The organism is Microbispora sp. H10949 (assembly GCF_014161435.1).
GTDB lineage: Bacteria > Actinomycetota > Actinomycetes > Streptosporangiales > Streptosporangiaceae > Microbispora > Microbispora triticiradicis.
In genome coordinates this window covers 231,208-244,821 of the sequence record NZ_JABBWZ010000001.1, presented here as the reverse complement: position 1 = coordinate 244,821, position 13,614 = coordinate 231,208, and the positions used below count along the sequence as shown (strand labels likewise).

The window sequence follows — 13,614 nt, the reverse complement described above, 5'->3', positions numbered from 1 at the left end:
CGTGACGGACGAGGAGGTCGTCGCCGGGCTGCTGCTGGCGGCCGGGGGCGGCAGCAGGTTCGGCGGGCCCAAGGCCCTGGTGGAGTTCGAGGGGGAGCGCCTCGCCGGGCGAGGCGTCCGGCTGCTCGCGGAGGGCGGGTGCCGGCCCGTCCTGGTCGTGGTCGGTGCCGCCGAGGCCGCAGTCGAGGCCGAACTCAAGGGCATGGCCAAGGGCGCGACCGAGGATGCGGAGGTCGGCGCGGTCGTCGTGCGGAACCCCCTGTGGGAGACGGGCATGGGCTCGTCGCTGCGGGCCGGGCTGCGCGCGCTTCCGCCGTCCGCCGCCGCGGTGGTGATCGCCCTCGCCGACCAGCCCCTCGTACGGCCCGAGGCGGTGCGCCGGCTGGTCGCGGCGTTCCGGGACGGCGCCCGGGTCGCCGTCGCCGCGTACGGAGGCGTGCCGCGCAACCCCGTACTGATCGCCCGCGAGCACTTCGCGGAGGTCGAGGCGCTCGCCGTGGGCGACGTGGGCGCCCGTCCCTTCCTGCGCGCCCATCCCGGACTCGTCACGGCCGTGGCCTGCGACGACGCGGGCGACCCGGCGGACGTGGACACCCCGGACGACCTGCGGCGACTCCGGGGAGCCAACGGGGGAGATCGCCGGTGAGACCACCGGTAAGGCCACGGGGGAGACCGCAGTCGAGACCCTCGGCCGGACGATTTGCCCGAATCGGCGCCGTTTGCCGGGCCGACCATTATGATCATGAGGAATCATCCGGCCGAGCGGGAGCGTGTCATGACGGAGCAGGCGCCCGGTGGGTTCGACGTCACGCGGCCCAACGTCGCCCGGATGTACGACTACTACCTGGGCGGCAAGAACCACCTGCCCGCCGACCGGGCGGCGGCCGAGCGGATCATCGAACTGTCGCAGGGCCACGTGCGGGAGGCCGTACAGGAGAACCGCGCCTTCCTCGGCCGGGCCGTGCGCTTCCTGGCCCGCGAGCGTGGCATCCGCGCGTTCCTCGACCTCGGCGCGGGGCTGCCGACCCAGGGCAACGTCCACGAGATCGCCCTCGACGTCTCGCCCGACGTGCGGGTGACGTACGTGGACAACGACCCGGTGGTGGCGGCGCACGCGCGGGCGCTGCTCGAAGGCGATCCCCGGGTGCGCTTCGCGCTGGCCGACCTGCGGCGGCCGGAGGAGGTCGTCGCCGCGGCGCAGGCGAACGGCTTCGCCCTCGACCGGCCCGTGGCGCTGCTGCTGGTGTCGTGCCTCCACTTCGTGCGCGACGAGGAGGACCCGGAGGGGCTCATGGCCGCCTACCGCGAGTTGCTCCCCTCGGGCAGCCACGTCGTGATCTCGCATGTCAGCTCCGATCCCCTTCCGGATGAGATGGCCGCGATGGGCAGTGTGTACAGCAGGGCCAACGCGCCGTTCGAGGCCCGGCCCGCCACGCAGATCGCCAGGTTCTTCGACGGGTTCGACCTGGTGGAACCCGGGGTCGTCGAGTTGAACCGGTGGCGGCCCGAGCCCGACGCGCTGCCCTTGCGCGGGGTGGCCCTGCCGGTGCTCGGCGGGGTCGCCCTCCGCCCCTGAGCCGCCGCCGAGTCACCCCTGAGTCGCCCCTGAGCCGCCACCGGACCCTCCTGTGCCGCCCCTGAGCGAGGTGGCCGCGGCCGGTCCGGGTCGTTAGCCTTGGTCACGCCGACGGAACATCATTCGGTTACTCACCGGTTTACGCGCGGAAGGACGAGGCGGATGCGGATCGGGATGGCCCTCAACTACTCAGGGGACTTCAAGGAGACGGTCGCGGAGCTGGCCGACTACGAGAGGGCCGGGCTGGACATCGTGTTCGTCGCCGAGGCGTACAGCTTCGACGCGGTCAGCCAGCTCGGCTACATCGCGGCGCGGACCGAGCGGCTGCGGATCGCCTCGGGCATCCTGCCGATCTACTCCAGAACGCCGGCCCTGCTGGCGATGACGGCCGCGGGCCTCGACTACGTCTCCGACGGGCGTTTCACCCTCGGCCTCGGCGCCTCGGGCCCGCAGGTGATCGAGGGCTTCCACGGCGTGCCGTACGACGCGCCGCTCGGCCGCACCCGCGAGATCATCGAGATCTGCCGCAAGGTCTGGCGGCGCGAGCGGCTGGAGTACGAGGGACGGCACTACACCCTTCCGCTGGAGGGCGGCACCGGCCTCGGCAAGCCGCTCAAGCTGATCAACCACCCGGTGCGCGAGCGCATCCCGATCGTCGTCGCGGCGATCGGGCCGAAGAACGTCGAGCTGGCCGCCGAGGTCGCCGAGGGCTGGGAGCCGATCTTCTTCATGCCCGAGAAGGCCGGAGAGGTGTGGGGCGCGTCGCTGGCCGCCGGGCGGGAGCGCCGGGACCCCGCGCTCGGCGAACTGGACGTGATCGCGCAGGCCGTGCTGGCGATCGGCGACGACGTCGAGGACGTGCTGGACCTGGGCCGCTCGATGGCCGCCCTCTACATCGGCGGCATGGGCGCCAAGGGCAGGAACTTCTACAACGACCTCGCCCGCCGCTACGGCTACGAGAAGGAGGCCGAGCAGATCCAGAACCTCTACCTGGAGGGCAGGAAGAAGGAGGCGGAGGCGCTGGTGCCGAGAGAACTGCTGGAACACGTCTCCCTGGTCGGCTCGGAGGGTCACGTCAGGGAGCGGATCGCGGCGCTGCGCGAGGCCGGGGTCACCACGCTCAACGTCGCCCCGTTCGCGCACACCCACGAGGAGCGCGTCGGGCTCATCGAGAAGATCAGGGACCTGGCGTCCTGACCCGCGGCCGGTCGCCGGTCCCAGGCAGGGTACGCGCGGTCTGCGGGGATGCCCGGAGGACGGCGGTAAAGTCCGTTCGTGACCGATGTCCACAGGACCGCCGACAGGACCGCCGACAAGACTTCCGACAGGACCGCCGAGGAGACCCACGCCAGGCGGCGCGCGCGGCTGGCCGAGGCGCTGGGGGAGCACGGGGCCGGGGCGGTCCTCGTCACCTGGCCGGTCAACGTGCGTTACCTGACCGGGCTGACCAGCTCCAACGCCGCCGTGCTCGTCACCGCGGCGGGGGAGGCCGCGCTCGCCACCGACTCGCGCTACCGGGAGACGGCCGAGGCGGTGTGCGCGGGAGTCGAGGTCGTCGAGGACCGCGACGTGGCGGGGGCGCTGCTCGACCGCTGCGCGGACGCTGAGCGGGTCCTGGTGGAGGGCGACCACATGCCGGTGGGGCTGTTCCAGCGGCTCTCCGAGCGGCCGTCCGGCCGTCACCCCGGACGCCGCCCCGCCCTCACCCCGGCCGGCGGCCTGGTGGAGACCCTGCGCGCCGTCAAGGACGAGGCGGAGATCGAGGCGCTGCGCCGCGCGTGCGCGCTCACCGACGAGGCGTTCTCCCTCGTCGTGGAGCGCGTCGCCCCCGGCGTCACGGAGCGGGAGATCGCCCGGTGGCTGGAGGTCGCCATGGTCGAACTCGGCGCGGACCGGCCCGCCTTCGACTCCATCGTGGCGAGCGGCCCGAACGGCTCGATCCCGCACCACTCGCCCTCGGAGCGGCGCGTCGAGCGCGGCGACCTCGTGACGATGGACTTCGGCGCGCGGTACGGCGGCTACCACGCCGACATGACCCGCACGGTCGCGGTGGGCCCGCCCGCCGCCTGGCAGCGCGACCTGTACGACCTCGTACGGCGGGCGCAGCGCGCGGGCCGCCACGCCGTACGGCCGGGGGCGACGGCCGGCGAGGTGGACGCGGCGGCGCGCGAGGTGATCGCCGGAGCGGGCCACGCCGAGCGGTTCGGCCACGGGCTGGGGCACGGGGTCGGCCTGGAGATCCACGAGCTGCCGTTCCTGGGCCCTGGCAGGACCGGTAGACTAGAGGATCGAGTTCCGATCACCGTCGAGCCGGGGGTCTATCTTCCGGGCGCGGGCGGTGTGCGCATCGAGGACACGCTGGTCACGCGTGCTGACGGGCCGGAGCTTCTCACACTGACGACCAAGGAGCTGCTCGTCCTCTAGGGCAGCCGCACGCGGGAGACGCACGTGGCGACGACGAACGACCTGAAGAACGGACTCGTGCTCAAGCTCGACGGCGGAGAGTTGTGGGCCGTTGTCGAGTTCCAGCACGTCAAGCCGGGTAAGGGCGGCGCGTTCGTCCGTACCAAGCTGAAGAACGTCATGTCCGGGAAGGTCGTCGACAAGACCTTCAACGCCGGCGTGAAGGTCGACGTGGCGAACGTCGACAAGCGGGAGATGCAGTACTCCTACCTCGACGGCGACGACTTCGTGTTCATGGACACCGAGACCTACGACATGGTCAACGTCGCGCGGTCCGTGGTGGGTACCGCCGCCAACTACATGCTGGAGAACACCACCGCGACCATCGCCTTCAACGAGGGCAACCCGCTGTACGTCGACCTCCCGGCGGCCGCCGAGCTGACGATCGCCCACACCGATCCCGGCCTGCAGGGCGACCGCTCGACCGGTGGCACCAAGCCCGCCACGCTGGAGACCGGCGCCGAGATCAAGGTCCCCCTCTTCATCACCACCGGCGAGAAGGTCAAGGTCGACACTCGCACCGGCGAGTACCTCGGTCGGGCCTGACGTGTCGGCTCGGGGGAAGGCCCGCCGTCGCGCGCTGGACGTCCTCTTCGAAGCCGAGGCCCGGCAGGTGAGCCCGCTCGACGTGCTCGCCGAGCGGGTGGAGCGGGCGGACCCGCCGGTCAACGAGTACACCTCCTTCCTCGTCGAGGGCGTGGTCCGGCACCTGGACCGCATCGACGAGCTGATCTCGACGTACGCCGAGGGCTGGACCCTGGAGCGCATGCCCGCCGTGGACCGCAACGTCCTGCGCGGCGGCACGTACGAGATGCTGTGGTCGGAGGAGGTCCCCGAGGGTGTGGTGATCAGCGAGTGGGTGCATCTGGTGGCGGAGCTGTCGACCGACGAGTCGCCGCAGTTCGTCAACGGCCTGCTGGCCCGCTTCAAGCAGCTCAAGCCCTCGCTGTCGCTCTGAGCCGGGAGGAGGCCGCAAGTGCGTGACGCCACACGCCGCGCCGTCGTCTGGGAGGCGCTGCGCGCGGTCCTCGCCGAGCGGACGGCCGCCCTCGGGCGCGAGACCCTCGACATCGTGGACGCGGGCGGCGGCACCGGCGGCTTCGCCGTGCCGCTGGCCACGCTCGGCCACGTCGTGACCGTGGTCGACCCGACCCCCGACTCGCTGGCCGCCCTGGAGCGCCGCGCCGCCGAGACGGGCGTCGGGGTCAAGGGCCTGCAGGGCGACGCCGCCGACCTCGGCGACCTGCTGGAGCCCGGCAGCGCCGACCTGGTCCTGTGCCACAGCGTGCTGGAGTACGTCGAGGACCCGGCGGGCGCCCTGCGCGCCGTCGCCGGCATCCTGCGGCCGGGCGGCGTGGTGAGCGTGCTCGCCGCCAACTCGGTCGCCGCGGCCGTCCACCGCTCCCTGGCCGGGCACTTCGACGAGGCCCGCCAGGTGCTGTCGGACCCGGGGGGCCGCTGGGGCGACCGCGACCCGACGCCGCGCCGCTTCTCCCGGGAGACGCTGGCCGCGCTGCTGGGCACGGCGGGGTTCGCCGTCGGCGAGGTGCACGGCGTGCGGATCTTCGCCGACCTCGTGCCGGGCATGCTGGCCGAGAGCGACCCCGACGGCCTGGTCGCGCTGGAGCGGGCGGCGGCCACCCACCCCGTGCTGCGGGACATCGCCACCCAGATCCACGCCATCGCGTACCGCGAGTAGACGCGCGAACAGACCCCGCGAACAGACGCGGGCGGCCGCGGTCGGACGCGAATAGAAAAGACGTTCGGGTGGGGTGGGGTTGGTGGGGGAGCGGTCGGGTAAGGTGACGTCATGTCCCGGAACCAGCTGCTGCCCCGGGATCCGTCGCCGCCGCCGGAGGGGCCCGTCGACGACAGCGGCTGCCCGATCCTGCACGTGGACATGGACGCCTTCTTCGCGAGCGTCGAGCTGCTCGACCACCCGGAGCTCCGGGGCACCCCGGTCATCGTGGGCGCGGCGGGCGCGCGCGGGGTCGTCCTGAGCGCGACCTACGAGGCCCGCCGGTTCGGCGTTCACTCCGCGATGCCGATGACCCGCGCCCGGCGCGTCTGCCCGCAGGCGACCGTGATCCCGCCCAGCCACGGCAAGTACTCCGAGGTGTCCCGCGGCGTCATGGAGATCTTCAAGGCGATCACACCCGAGGTCGAGCCGATCGCCTCCGACGAGGCGTTCCTCGACGTGGGCGGGGCGAGGCGCAGGCTCGGCAGTCCCGCCGCGATCGCCCGGATGATCCGCACCCAGGTCGCCGAGCAGTACGGCATCACCTGCTCAGTGGGCGTGGCGAGCACGAAGTTCGTGGCCAAGCTCGCCTCACGGCAGTGCAAGCCGGACGGCCTGCTCGTGGTCCCGGCCGGCAAGGTGGTGGAGTTCCTGCACCCGCTGCCGGTCGCCGCCCTGTGGGGGGTGGGCGAGCGCACCGAGCAGGCCCTCGTACGGCTCGGCATCCGGACCGTGGGCGACCTGGCCCAGGTGCCGGTGGCGACGCTCCGGCGTGAGCTCGGCGTCGCCGGCACGCACCTGGCGGCCCTCGCCTGGGGGCGCGACGAACGCCGGGTGGTGCCGCACGCGCCCGACAAGAGCATCGGCAACGAGGAGACGTTCCCGCACGACGTCGACGACCCCGAGACGATCAGGCGTGAGCTGCTCCGGCTGTCGGAGCGGGTCGCCGCGCGGCTGCGCGCCGCCGGGCACGTCGGCCGCACCGTCAGCGTCAAACTCCGCCGCTCGGACTTCACCACCATCACCCGGTCGCGTACGCTGCGCGAGGCCACGGACGTCGCGAAGGAGATCTACGACACATCATGCGAGCTCTACGAGGCGGCAGGACTGGAACGGGTGCGACTGCGGCTGGTCGGGGTGCGCGTGGAGAACCTCGGCCCGGCCGCTGCGGCGACCCGCCAGCTCGGCCTGGGCGAACGGGAGACGGGCTGGCGGGAGGCGGAGCAGGCCATGGACCGGGCCGCCCGCCGCTTCGGCCCGGACGCGGTGAAGCCGGCGTCGCTTGTTCGTCGTCCGTTTGGTCCAATAGGTCCATGACGTCGCCTCCGGTTTGGACCGCGTTGGTCGTTTTCTTTCGCCTACGTCTGAGGCCTCGTATTCTGGGGATAACCGACCGCGAGGTTCGGACACCCCGCGTCGTCCGTTGCCGTCTTCCCCTGAATGGGGCCGTCCTTGGGAGGCGCCGTGCCGCTGTCTGAGCACGAGCAGCGCTTGCTCGACCAGATCGAGCAGGCCCTCTACGCCGAGGACCCGAAGTGGGCGAACACCGTACGGATCAGTGATCCGCGCAGCCACTACAAGCGCCGCCTGGTGAAGGCCTCCATAGGCTTCGCACTCGGCGTGGTCCTGCTGATGGTCGGCGTCGTCGCGGCATTGATCTGGCTCGGTGCCGCCGGCTTCGTGGTCATGCTGGCCACCTGTCTTTGGGGCCTGTCGAGCTGGAAACGCATGAACGGGTTCGGTGACTCCCCGTCGTCCCGCACCCGAGGCCGCCGCCCCCAGCGCCGCAGCTTCATGGAGCGCATGGAGGAGCGCTGGCGCCGCCGTCACGACGAGCACTGATCCCCGTGCTCGCGCACACGATCTGAACCACCCCCGGTGGGCCCGCACAGCGGGCCCACCGTCTCTTGTGCCCGGCCGCTTGTGCCCGGCCTCTTCTTCCGGCCTCGAATCGCCCTCGGATCGGCCTCGCCGCTCAGCGGCGGGTGCCGGTGAGGGTCGGCTCCCGCGCGGGCTCGCCGTCGTCCCCGGTGGCCGGTCGGCGGAACGGCCCGTCCGGGCCGCCCGAACGCGTCCCGTCCTGCCGTGCCCCGTCCTGCCGTGCCCCGGTCAGGCGCGTCCTGCTCAACCGTGTCCTGTTCAATCTGGGCGCCAGGTTCTCCATCCGGTCGAACACGTCGAGCGCGCCCTCGCCGAACGCCCGCACCCGCAGCAGCGTGGACATCGGAGCCAGCGCGGCCCCCAGCCTCCGCCACCGCGACAGGTGCGCGGCCAGCCCGCGCCTGATCCGGTGCAGGTCCGCGGGGACCGGTCCGGACGCCGGGGGCGCCGGCGCGTACCGCAGCCGCTCCTCGGCCGTGACGACGCGGGCGAGCGACTCGGCGGCCCGCCGGTCCAGCGCGTACCTCTCACCGATCCGGCGGCCGAGCGCGCGCGGCGTCTCGCCCGGCTCCCCGGCCATGCCAAAGTCGATCAGCGTGTCGCGCAGCTCCGCCCACGCCGCGTGCGGCCCGCCGGACGGACGGGCCAGCCGGCGGTTCCGGCCGCGCCGCACCAGCAGGCGCGCCGCGGCGGGCAGCAACAGCAGCACCAGGGCGCCCGCGGCCCCGAGGCCGACCTTGACGCTCGTGGGCGTGCCCGGGTCGGCGGCGACGGCCGCGCCCTGCGGCTCGCGGTCGAGCTGGCGGGGGTTCGGCCGGGACGGGCCGCCGACGCCGGTCGTGTCCTCGTCGTCGTCCGACTGTCCCGCCGAGGGACCGGCCGAGGGCTCGGCCTCCGGTGTGACAGGGCGGGTGTACTCCGGCACCTCGGCGGTGCCCTGCCCGCCGACGCCGGCCGGGGTGGGCTCGAACCGCAGCCAGCCGACGCCGTCGAAGTACAGCTCCGGCCAGGCGTGGGCGTCGTGCGTGCGGACCGTCCACTTACCGTCGATCTTGCTGCCGCCCGTGTAGCCGATCGACACCCGGGCCGGGATTCCGGCCATCCGGGCCATCGCGGCCATCGCCCCGGCGAACTGCTCGCAGTAGCCCGTGCGGTCGCGCAGCACGAAGCGCGACAGCGCCTCGGCCCCCGACCCCGACGCGCGGAGGCTGTAGGTGAAGCCGCCCTTCCGGGTGAACCACTCCTGGAGCCTGACCGCCTTCTCGTACGGCGTGGCGGCCCCGGCGGTGACCCGGCGGGCGAGGGCGTTCACCCGCGGGTCGAGCCCTTCCGGCAGCCGCAGGAAGGGCTCGCTCTCCGGCGGCGTCACCGCCGACCTCAGCGCCCCGGCACCGGGGTCGGGCTCGTCGGCGACGACCTGGTAGTCCAGCCCCGCCACCTCGTCGCGGGTGGAGAAGACCATGAGCGACCCGCGGTCGGCCCGCCAGTCGCCGTCGGCGTCGACCTGCCGGGCCGGGTACGGCAGGGGCAGGAAGTGGAGCCGGTCGAGGTCCTCGCTGATCGTGACCCGCATCGTGGCCCGCTTCACCGGCACCCCGGGGCCGAGGCCGGGCACGGGCGGCAGCGGCCCCTCCGACACCCGGTCCTCCGGGCGTCCCCGCAGCGGGCTGAAGGTCCACTTGGCGCCGTCGAAGACGTCGAGCGCGTAGATCCGCAGATAGTGCGGCTTGTCGTCGCTGCTGGTGTAGCTGAGGACGGTGGCGTTGCGGTCCTGCCTGAGCTGGCCGCCGAGCTTGGCGATGGCGTCGGGAATGCCGATGTTGCCGCCGCTCCCGCCCAGGCCGTTGCCCACGCCGAAACCGAACAGCGGGTCGGGGGACAGCGCCGGCAGGATCGCGGGCACCAGCACCGCGAACACGATGGCCGTCACGCCGATGCGCTTGCCCGACAGGGCCAGCCGCTCGGTGTCCGGAGCGACCCCGGACGCGGGGCCGGAGCGGCGGACCACCACGGCCCGGCCCCAGCCCTTCAGCCGCTCCCGGCCGTCGGCGACGAGCAGGCCGACGTATCCGAACGCCGCGACGACGAACGCCGGCCACCCGATCGGCTCGGGGAGCACGGCGGCCGGCACGGTGAACAGGGCGAGCATCGGCAGCCCGGCCAGCGCGGCCCGGCGCAGCCGCACCGCGAACACGTCCACCACCAGGGCGATCAGCGCCACGCCCGACGTGGTGAGCAGGGTGATGCCGGGGTTGGCGGGTACCGGGGCGGCGTAGCGCTGGATGTCGTCGAAACCCTCCCCGAGGAGCGCGACGAGCCCGGCGAGCGAGTCGCGGGTGGGGATCACCCGGAGGAACGCCTCCTGCGCGGTGAAGGCGGCCGTCAGGTAGACGAGCACCGCGACGGGCGCCACCGCGGGCGCCACCCAGGGACGGGCGCCCAGGCGCGAGGCCACCGTCCCGGTGGCGGCGACGACCAGGATGACCCCCATGCAGGACCAGAACCACGCGCCGCCCTCGAAGAGCGGATAGAGCGTGATCGTGACCGCCGCCGTGGCGAGCCCCGCCGTGATCGGCAGTTTCAAGGGTTCCACCTCTTCTCCGGGCAGCCCGGCCGGCTCAGGCCGCGCTCCTGCTGTTTCCGGCCTCGGGCCACACGGTCGCGAGCGAGGCGCCGGCGGGCAGGTCGAGCACCCGCCAGCCGACCCCGGTCAGCACCGACCGGGCGGCCTGCGCGTGCTCGCCGCCGGAACCGTCCCAGCCGGCCAGATCGAGCAGCACCGCCACGGCGGTCACGCCCGGGTGCCGGAGCCGCGCGAGGGCGTGGGCCTCCTCGGGGTCGAGCGCGCCGAGGACCGCGATGATCAGGCCTTCCCCGCCGCCCTGGCGCAGCGCGCCGACGCCGTGCTCCAGGGACCGCGCCGAGCTCTGCCGGACGACCGCGAGCGTGTCGAGCAGCGACCACGACTGGCCGGTGTCCACCGTCTGCCGCGCGCCCTGGTCGGTGACCAGGCGCAGGGCGAGTCCCTCGGCGGACAGGTGGACCCCGATGGACGCGGCGGCGGAGACCGCCACCTCGAACGACGAGCGCGGCCCCTCGCCCCGGTGGGCGTACCTGCGGGTGTCGAGCAGCAGCGCGCCGCGGCTCTGCCACTCCTGCTCCTCGCGCCTGACCATCAGCTCGCCGCGCCGCGCCGTCGACCGCCAGTGGACCCGGCGCAGGTCGTCCCCCTGGCGATACTCACGTGGCGCCACGTCGTCGTCGCCCGCCGCCGCGACCGACCGCGTACGGCTGTCGCCCCCGCCGGTGTGGTCGCCCGACAGGCGTACCTGCGGCAGCGGCACCACCTCGGGGGTGACCACGAGCGTGTCGGTGACGGTGAACGAGCGGGTCAGCTCCACCAGCCCGAACGGGTCGGCGATCCGCACGGACAGCGGCCCGATCGGGAAACGCCCGCGCAGGTCCGAGCCGACCTTGTAGTCGATCTCCCGGACGCCGCGCGGCTCCATCCGGTCCAGGACGAACCTCGGCCGGGTGCCCAGCGCGTACTGCACGGTGTCCTCCACCAGCAGCAGCCCGGTGGGCAACCGCGTGACGTTCTCCAGCCGCAGGGTGACCGTGCTCTCCTCGCCGGCCTGCACCCGCGCCGGGCCGAGCCGGCGGGTGCAGGACAGGCGGTAGCGGGTGCGTGTCACGACCAGCGACGCGATCAACGGCATCGCGATGATCAGTACGGCCACGCGCAGCAGGTCCTGCTCGCCCAGGACGAGGGCGCACACCAGGGCCGCCACGCCGGAGGCGAGGAACGACCGTCCCCGCGATGTCAGAGCCTTCAGGCCGGGCATCAGCCCTCCGTCACTTTCTCGTCAGTGCGCGTCCGGGACGGGGACGCGCCGCAGCAGCTCGTCGACGAACTGCTCCGGCCGGCGGCGCTGCCCCTGCGCCTCGAGGCTGGGCAGGAGGCGGTGCGCCAGCACGGGAACGGCCAGATCCTGAAGGTCGTCGGGAATCACGTAGTCGCGGCCGGACAGCGCCGCGTGGGCCCGCGCGCTGCGCACCAGATGGAGGGTGGCGCGCGGGGACGCGCCCAGCCGCAGGTCGGCGGAGCTCCGGGTGGCCGCGACCATGTCGACGGCGTAGCGCTTGACCGGCTGGGAGACGTAGACGGCGCGGACGGCCCGGATCAGCGCGGCCACCTCGGCCGTGGTCGCCACCGGCTCCATCTTGTCGAGCGGCTGGGAGGCGCCGTGCACGTCGAGCATCTCCAGCTCGGCCGCCGGCTCGGGGTAGCCCATGGCGATCTTGGCGGTGAACCGGTCGCGCTGCGCCTCGGGGAGGGGATAGGTGCCCTCCATCTCGATGGGGTTCTGCGTCGCGATGACCATGAACGGCGACTCCAGCGTGTAGGTGACGCCGTCGACCGTCACCTGGTGCTCCTCCATGCACTCCAGCAGCGCCGACTGCGTCTTGGGGGAGGCGCGGTTGATCTCGTCGCCGACGACGATGTTCGCGAACACCGGGCCCGGCTTGAACTCGAACTCCCGCGTCTGCTGGTTGTACGCGCTGACCCCGGTGATGTCGCTCGGCAGCAGGTCGGGCGTGAACTGCACGCGCTTGACCGGGCAGTCGATGGAGCGGGCCAGAGCCTTGGCGAGCATGGTCTTGCCGACGCCGGGCACGTCCTCGATCAGCAGGTGGCCCTCCGCCAGGAGCACGGTGAGAGTCAGGCGGACGACGTCGCTCTTGCCCTCGATCACGGATTCGATCGCGTTGCGGATCCGATGGGCGGTGTCCACCAGATCCTCAAGCGGGGCTGTCGCGTCGGTGACGTCGGGTGTTACAGCCACCAGGCCTCCATGAGGGTGCGTCCCCGAGAATGGGGCGTTAAACGTTCCTTTTCCATTCTGTGTACCGACCTTATGTCCCCTGTGGTTCGCGGGCGACTTTGTCCAGAAATCAGGGTGAAGTGCGCGTAGAGTCCTGACCTTTCGCGGTCACGTACCGCGACCGGTCGAATCCCGGGACGCGACCCGGGCCGCTCCACTTCCCCCCACCCGCTTTCCCGCCCCTTCCCCCACCGGGCCGGGCGCCCGGCCGGAACCCCCTGCGCGTCAAGGGTCGCGCCGTGGGCCGACACGCCCGCACGCGGGCGGGGGGCGGCGCGGCGCCCCACTCCGACCCACCCCATTTCACCTGCGAAAACGCCGCCGATTTCGAATGCGGACACGGCCGGAATCAGTTGACGGTGGGGAGAAGTGGAGTATGGTGGTGCGCAGTGGAGGGCAGAGGCTACAGAGCTGAGCGCTCCGCAAGGCACAGGAGGTGGGTCCGGTGTTTCTCGGCACCCACCACCCGCGCCTCGACGACAAAGGACGGCTGTTCCTGCCGGCGAAGTATCGCGAGGAGCTGGCGGAGGGTCTGGTGATCACCAAAGGCCAGGAGCGCTGCCTCTACGTCTTCCCCGTAGAGGAGTTCCAGCGCATCACCGAGGCCCTGCGCACCGCACCGGTGACGGCCAAGGCGGTCCGCGACTACAGCCGTGTCTTCTTCGCCAGCGCGTCCGACGAGATGCCGGACAAGCAGGGGCGCATCACGATTCCCCAGACGCTCAGGCGGTACGCCGGGCTGGAACGCGACTGCGTCGTCATCGGCGCCAACACGCGTCTGGAGATCTGGGACGCCCAGGCGTGGGACACCTACCTGGATGCCCAGGAGCAGGCATTCTCCGATCTGTCGGAGGAGGTGCTGCCCGGGATCCTGTAGCTCGATTCCCTTTCTCGTTCGATCAGAAGACCCGTCGGTGACGTTCGGCGAGGTCTCCACCCGCTCCCAGATGGCAGCTGATGCACCTTCCCCGGTGTCAGACGCCACGGCAGGCGACGCGGATGGGGACCTGGCCGGGCGGGTCGGTTCCCCTGAAGGAACCGGCATGGGTGGGGATCCGTTGGGTAGTCAC

13 protein-coding genes are annotated in these 13,614 nt (G+C 72.7%); 10 read left to right on the top strand and 3 right to left on the bottom strand.

Features of this window, described 5'->3' with window-relative positions; translation table 11 throughout:
* Position 1: 1 nt before the first annotated feature.
* The 9 genes from HHX40_RS01070 (at position 2) to HHX40_RS01030 (ending at position 7,619) form a co-directional block, all read left to right on the top strand.
* Positions 2-646 carry a nucleotidyltransferase family protein gene (locus HHX40_RS01070; protein ID WP_182879079.1) on the top strand — a complete coding sequence of 215 codons (645 nt, stop codon included), beginning with the start codon at positions 2-4 and terminating at the stop codon, positions 644-646.
* Positions 647-742: 96 nt separating this feature from the next.
* Complete coding sequence (locus tag HHX40_RS01065; RefSeq protein ID WP_259402620.1) at positions 743-1,576, top strand: SAM-dependent methyltransferase; 834 nt, start codon at positions 743-745, stop codon at positions 1,574-1,576.
* 162 nt (positions 1,577-1,738) lie between these two features.
* On the top strand, positions 1,739-2,773 hold the full coding sequence (locus HHX40_RS01060) for an LLM class F420-dependent oxidoreductase (RefSeq protein WP_182879078.1): 1,035 nt from the start codon (positions 1,739-1,741) through the stop codon (positions 2,771-2,773).
* A 78-nt stretch (positions 2,774-2,851) separates the two neighbouring features.
* Complete coding sequence (locus HHX40_RS01055; protein WP_182879077.1) at positions 2,852-4,000, top strand: M24 family metallopeptidase; 1,149 nt, start codon at positions 2,852-2,854, stop codon at positions 3,998-4,000.
* A gap of 24 nt (positions 4,001-4,024) precedes the next feature.
* Positions 4,025-4,585: an elongation factor P gene (gene efp, locus HHX40_RS01050; RefSeq protein WP_117409754.1), complete on the top strand. Its 561-nt coding sequence runs from the start codon at positions 4,025-4,027 to the stop codon at positions 4,583-4,585.
* A 1-nt stretch (position 4,586) separates the two neighbouring features.
* Positions 4,587-4,997, top strand: coding sequence for a transcription antitermination factor NusB (nusB, locus tag HHX40_RS01045; protein WP_117409753.1), 411 nt, complete (start codon positions 4,587-4,589; stop codon positions 4,995-4,997).
* An 18-nt stretch (positions 4,998-5,015) separates the two neighbouring features.
* Positions 5,016-5,738, top strand: a complete 723-nt coding sequence (locus HHX40_RS01040) for a methyltransferase domain-containing protein (protein ID WP_182875714.1) — start codon at positions 5,016-5,018, stop codon at positions 5,736-5,738.
* Between the two features lie 111 nt (positions 5,739-5,849).
* Positions 5,850-7,094, top strand: a complete 1,245-nt coding sequence (locus HHX40_RS01035; protein ID WP_117409751.1) for a DNA polymerase IV — start codon at positions 5,850-5,852, stop codon at positions 7,092-7,094.
* A gap of 147 nt (positions 7,095-7,241) precedes the next feature.
* Positions 7,242-7,619, top strand: coding sequence for a DUF3040 domain-containing protein (locus tag HHX40_RS01030; RefSeq protein ID WP_117409750.1), 378 nt, complete (start codon positions 7,242-7,244; stop codon positions 7,617-7,619).
* A 133-nt stretch (positions 7,620-7,752) separates the two neighbouring features.
* Here the strand turns inward: HHX40_RS01030 and HHX40_RS01025 are convergent, their stop codons facing one another.
* The 3 genes from HHX40_RS01025 to HHX40_RS01015 are packed head-to-tail and all read right to left on the bottom strand — an operon-like array spanning position 7,753 to position 12,505.
* Positions 7,753-10,242 (bottom strand): DUF3488 and transglutaminase-like domain-containing protein, encoded by a 2,490-nt coding sequence (locus tag HHX40_RS01025; protein WP_182879076.1) that lies wholly within the window; start codon positions 10,240-10,242, stop codon positions 7,753-7,755.
* 34 nt (positions 10,243-10,276) lie between these two features.
* A complete protein-coding gene (locus HHX40_RS01020) occupies positions 10,277-11,503 on the bottom strand; it encodes a DUF58 domain-containing protein (protein WP_182879075.1) in 1,227 nt (408 codons plus the stop codon).
* Between the two features lie 21 nt (positions 11,504-11,524).
* Positions 11,525-12,505 (bottom strand): AAA family ATPase, encoded by a 981-nt coding sequence (locus tag HHX40_RS01015; RefSeq protein WP_182879074.1) that lies wholly within the window; start codon positions 12,503-12,505, stop codon positions 11,525-11,527.
* A gap of 484 nt (positions 12,506-12,989) precedes the next feature.
* Between HHX40_RS01015 and mraZ the strand changes: the two genes are divergently transcribed.
* A complete protein-coding gene (mraZ, locus tag HHX40_RS01010; RefSeq protein WP_117409747.1) occupies positions 12,990-13,421 on the top strand; it encodes a division/cell wall cluster transcriptional repressor MraZ in 432 nt (143 codons plus the stop codon).
* The last annotated feature ends 193 nt before the right edge of the window (positions 13,422-13,614 follow it).

Excerpts from the sequence above, each read along its gene's own strand:
- HHX40_RS01065 (WP_259402620.1), top strand. The coding sequence starts at position 743 with ATGAGGAATCATCCGGCCGAGCGGGAGCGTGTCATGACGGAGCAGGCG.
- HHX40_RS01060 (WP_182879078.1), top strand. The coding sequence starts at position 1,739 with ATGCGGATCGGGATGGCCCTCAACTACTCAGGGGACTTCAAGGAGACG.
- HHX40_RS01035 (WP_117409751.1), top strand. The coding sequence starts at position 5,850 with ATGTCCCGGAACCAGCTGCTGCCCCGGGATCCGTCGCCGCCGCCGGAG.
- HHX40_RS01020 (WP_182879075.1), bottom strand. The coding sequence starts at position 11,503 with ATGCCCGGCCTGAAGGCTCTGACATCGCGGGGACGGTCGTTCCTCGCC.